The 4268-nt window shown below is 66.8% G+C and carries 3 protein-coding genes and 1 pseudogene; 2 read left to right on the top strand and 2 right to left on the bottom strand.

Features of this window, described 5'->3' with window-relative positions; all coding sequences use genetic code 11:
* On the top strand, positions 1 to 1069 hold a 1069-nt coding region (locus A5652_RS12060), incomplete at its 5' end, for a DUF4185 domain-containing protein (RefSeq protein ID WP_197513932.1).
* A 173-nt stretch (positions 1070 to 1242) separates the two neighbouring features.
* Positions 1243 to 2427, top strand: coding sequence for a hypothetical protein (locus tag A5652_RS12055; RefSeq protein ID WP_067351007.1), 1185 nt, complete (start codon positions 1243 to 1245; stop codon positions 2425 to 2427).
* 185 nt (positions 2428 to 2612) lie between these two features.
* On the opposite strand, the gene A5652_RS12050 is transcribed toward A5652_RS12055, so the two are convergent.
* The gene (locus A5652_RS12050; protein ID WP_067351004.1) at positions 2613 to 3014 is read right to left on the bottom strand and encodes a group 1 truncated hemoglobin; all 402 of its coding nucleotides are present in this window, start codon (positions 3012 to 3014) and stop codon (positions 2613 to 2615) included.
* 179 nt (positions 3015 to 3193) lie between these two features.
* A pseudogene (locus A5652_RS28080) lies at positions 3194 to 4268 on the bottom strand (adenylate/guanylate cyclase domain-containing protein); the annotation flags it as partial.

The raw sequence follows: 4268 nt of genomic DNA, 5'->3' as shown, positions 1-4268 counted from the left end.
CGTCGAGTTCGCCGACCCGGCGGCGCCCGCCCCCGAGCCCGTGCTGCAGCCGCTGGCGCCCGGCCAGGTGTTGCGCATCGGCCCCAGTGCCGGAACCGGCACGCCGACTGTGGACTACGGCATCGGCGCGACAGACCTGTGCGAGTTCGTCGAGTTTCCCGCCGAATTGCTCCAAGTCTGCGGCGACAGCTTCGCCGGGCAGGGGGTCGGATTCGGCGGTTGGTACGCACCCGTCGCGCTGCGCGTCGACACCTCGTCCGTCGACGACCCCGGCGGAGTGCGCTACACCGGGGTCACCGGCATCAGCAATCCGCTGCTCGCCGAGCCCACCCCGCCGGGAGCCTCGCAGCTGCCGGCCGGTGTGGTGCAGATCAATCGGCACAACTACCTGATGGTGACGACGACCAAGAACCTCGAGCCGCAGACCTCCCGGCTGGTGACCGCCGAACCGGCGCGCGCGGGCTGGCAGACGATCCCGGGATCCAAGCGACCCGCGGCGTACCAGGGCGGCGCGCAGACCCAGATAAGCGGCTACTACGACCCGATCCCCACCCCGGAGTCTCCTAGCGGGTGGGTGTACATAGTCGCCGACAGTTTCACGCGCAGGGATCCGGTCCTGCTGTATCGGGCTACGCCGCAGACGTTTACCGACCGGTCGCGGTGGCAGGGTTGGGCGGCCGGCCCAGGCGGAGGCTGGGGCAAGCCGCCGACGCCGCTGTGGCCGGACGCGGTGGGCGAGCTGTGCATCCGGCAGATCGAGGGCAAGGCCGTGCTGTCCTATTTCAATGCCGTCACCGGCAACATGGAGGTCCGGGTGGCCAACGACCCGACGTCGCTGGGCGACGCGCCGGTCACCACGGTGGTGCAGCACGACGAGTGGCCGGAGCCGGCGGAGAGCCTGCCGCCGCCCTACGACAACCGGCTCGCGCAACCGTATGGCGGTTACATCTCGCCCGGTTCGACGCTTGACGAGCTGCGAATCTTCGTGAGCCAGTGGGACACTCGGGCACGCGTTGCCGCGCCGTACCGGGTGATCCAGTTCGCGGTCAACCCGCTGCGGCCCGAGTAGCGGCTGTTCGAGACGCTTGAATTTGGTCTATTTCGAGACAGTGGCGCTGCCCCTGTCGTGTTTGGCGCGCCCGGTGCCCTGTGGGACGATAGGCCCTGTTATGCAGTCCGGACCGCGGAGGAACCTTGCGGGAGGGAAGCAGCACGCCGCCACGTCGCCACGAGCTCTCGAGCATGGCCGACGACTATGCGCGGCACGCCCTCTCGCAATGCGCTTGCTTCGAGGCGACGCACCCGGCGGTGATGGCCGCAGCGGAGCGGCTTGCGAACGAGCCGGTGCTCCGCGTGTCGGATCTGGGCGCCGCCGACGGCGTTAACTCTCACGGCCTCATCCGCGATCTCGTGGCGCAGCGCGCCGGCCGGGCGCTGATCTACGCGCTCGTTGATCTCCCGACAAACGCTTGGCGGGTCGCCGCCGCCCATTTGCGGGATGCCTTCGTCCTTGCGGCGGATGAGAGCCCGATCGTCGTGATACCAGCGCCAGGCGAGGCCGGCCCCGGAGTCGCCGACGCGGGCACGGGCGCCCACTATGCCGTGCCGGAGGCCCACGGCGAGGCCTGTCGGCGAGTGCTCGATCGCGACCCAGCCCCCGCCACGGTGGTCTCCATGGCCGGAATCCCGCTGCACCGGGCGCCCTCCTTTGCACCGGGCACAGTGCACATCGCGGTGACCGGGACGTGCATGCACTGGGTCGCCGACGCCGCCGGGTTGGCTTCGAGTGGCTCAGTCTTCCCCGGCTACCCGGACCACGTGAACGAGGACGAGCGACGTGCCTGGCGCGTCGCCGCGGAGCGGCACTGGGAGCGACTGCTCGAGATGCGCGCGGCGGAGCTGGCCCCCGGAGGGTGGTTCATCGCCGCCATCCCGGCCTCCCCCACGCCATGCCCAGACAGGACGGGGCTCTATGTCGAGATCATCGGAGACATGAACCGGCTGCTCGCCGATTGGCGCCACGCGGGGCGCATCGGCAGCGCCACCGTCGAGGCGGCCGTTGTCCCGGTCTGGTCGCGCACGCTCGACGAGTTCGGGGCTCCCTTCAAGGCGGGCGGCGGACGCTTCGCCGGCCTCGAACTCCAGAGTGCCGAGCTCTTTCGTCTCGACAATCCCTACTGGCACGACGATCCCGCGGTGTTCGCGCGGGAATACGTCCAGAGCGTGGCCGCATGGGGAGAGCCGCTCCTTCTCCGTGCCTTCGCGCACGAGGGCGAGGCATGCGCCGCCGGTCTCCTCGCCGATTTCCTCGGAGAACTCGAGGAGCGCGTCACGGACGCCCCCGACCGCTACCGCTGGGACTACGTCGAAGCCCTCATCATCTGCCGCAAGGACGAGGCGCGCCGAGGTCGTACCCACGTCTCCTAGACAAGTTCACCAACACGTCATGGCGTGCTGCCTCTTGGGTGATTGGTCCGTTTCGTCCCGTAAAGCGCGCCTTCGCCGGGTCTTCTGGCGCCCGTCGTCTCGACGAGCCACTCGGTGCGTCGCTCTCGCCGACCTGATTAGGTGGGCGACGAGCCGCCACAACTTCTACCGACTCCTCGTGGGGTTCACGTAGTGTCATCAACGAGTTGATCCACCTCGACGATGTCGTCGCGGTAACGCTCGAACAGCGCGAGGAATTCTTCGCGCTCGGCGTCGCCGACGCCGTTCTTGGTGAGCGCGGCACCCGAGGCTGCCATATTCGTTTCCCATTCAACCTCGGTGATCCCGAGTCCCCTATGGGATGTTTGCATGTCGCGGCCAATGTACTGGCATGGTCCTCCGCTTAGCGCACACATCTGATCCACTAAGAGCTGCCGAGCGCGAATGACCGAATCCTGACTGCGGCCACCGAAGAATCGAGCGAAAGCCGGGTCGTTATGCAATATCGCGAAGAGATCATCGATGACCGCAGCGATCACGTCGTAGCCGCCCATCCGCTGATACAAAGGCCTCGCCGAATCACTCATGATTTCCCCCTCCCTGCTGGCACATTTTCGATGAGCATCAACATTGCACGCCTCGTTCGAGAACGCTAGGAAACGAAATAAGCGTGCATTGCGAGCGGCGCCTCTTCGCGGTCGCACAGCCTGTCGCCCTGGCCTGGTACCCACTGGTCCTGACACAGACTTTGCGACTCGTAAGTCGGCTATTTCGAGACCGCTTCGAGCTCCGCGCGGGCCGAATCGATTTGGTCGTATGCAAACGCCACGATGGCGGCCGCAGTCATCGCCTCGCCCTTGCGGGCAAACGATTCGTAGGGTTGCTCGCCGAGCGTCTCGCGGAGGTGCGCGATGGTGGGCGCCAACTCTGGGGCCGTCGCCAGGGATACGACGTCGCACGAAAAGCCGGCTATTGTCGCGGCGGGCTCGAACCGCCCCATGCGATCCAGGAATGTGCTGAGCATCGCGAGGGGCCCGACCAAATTCGCGAGATTCCCGGAGTCGTGCCAACGCCGAATTACCAGCCTCACATGGTCGAACGCCGTTGCGGTAACGGATGTTTCGGATTCGAGTCGGGCCAGCGCCACCGCGAGAATCGCTTCGTTATATCGATTGCCGCTGTCCTGGGCGAGCGCTAACCCCTGCCGGCAGAGCGCGAGGTCACGTTCGGAACCCGCCGAACTCAGGCAGTATGCGTAGGCGGCGGTCGCGAACGTATGCATATAGGGGTTATCGGTGGCGATGGCTGCTTCGATCAAGCCGTCGACGGCTTTTCTCGCCTCCTCGAGGAGACCGGCGAAAGTCAGTGCACAGACTCGGCAGGCCCGAATGACAACGTGGTTGTCGCCTCGGCGTTCGAGCGCGGTGCGGCACATTTCCGCCCACCGCTCGGCTTGTCCGACGCCCATATACGCGCCCCCAAGCGTGCCTTCCATGCCGAACGGCGGCACATGTGGGCTGCTCGCCACAGCGGCCTGACCGCTGTCGGCGTATGCGAGCGCTCGATCGACTCCGCCCGTTAGCCAGCACAGCGATGCGCAAGCGTACAGAGTCGCCAGGCGCGGGTGCCCGATTGCGCTCGCGGGCTCGATCAGCTCTTCCGCCCACGAAACCGGCTCATAGTTCTCGTTGCCATAGAAGCCGAGAATCCAGGCGTACGTCACGATGGGCGCGGCAACGTCGAGGTCACCCCGGTCGGCGGCCCAGCGGAATGCCGTGCGCAGATTGGCGAGTTCGGTGCCGAACCAGTCGTATGTCTCGCGCTGTGGGATAGCCCGCGCC

Source organism: Mycobacterium sp. 1165178.9 (assembly GCF_001673555.1).
Lineage (GTDB): Bacteria > Actinomycetota > Actinomycetes > Mycobacteriales > Mycobacteriaceae > Mycobacterium.
Note: the sequence above shows the minus strand (reverse complement) of the source record. Positions and strands in the feature narration are given on the sequence as shown.